The 278-nt window shown below is 51.1% G+C and carries 2 tRNA genes; both read left to right on the top strand.

The annotated features are described in order from the left end of the window. Nucleotides 1-43: 43 nt before the first annotated feature. Nucleotides 44-119: transfer RNA gene (locus tag GNP81_RS19260), tRNA-Ala, on the top strand. Nucleotides 120-150: 31 nt separating this feature from the next. Next, nucleotides 151-226 (top strand) — tRNA-Val (locus GNP81_RS19255). Nucleotides 227-278 lie beyond the last annotated feature (52 nt).

Below are 278 nucleotides of genomic sequence, written 5' to 3'. Positions count from 1 at the left end.
AATCCTGCACGACCCACCATTTCCTCCCAAGGAAATAAAATTTGGGGCTATAGCTCAGCTGGGAGAGCGCCTGCCTTGCACGCAGGAGGTCTGCGGTTCGATCCCGCATAGCTCCACCATTCTTTCTCACGAAGGAATTAAAACTTTCGTGGGCGATTAGCTCAGTTGGGAGAGCACCTCCCTTACAAGGAGGGGGTCACTGGTTCGAGCCCGGTATCGCCCACCATCTTTAAGCGTTCTTTGAAGCAAAAAGCCGATGAGAGTCTTTAAAAATGGTT

This window comes from Aliivibrio fischeri, assembly GCF_009727955.1.
Lineage (GTDB): Bacteria > Pseudomonadota > Gammaproteobacteria > Enterobacterales > Vibrionaceae > Aliivibrio > Aliivibrio fischeri_A.
Note: the sequence above shows the minus strand (reverse complement) of the source record. Positions and strands in the feature narration are given on the sequence as shown.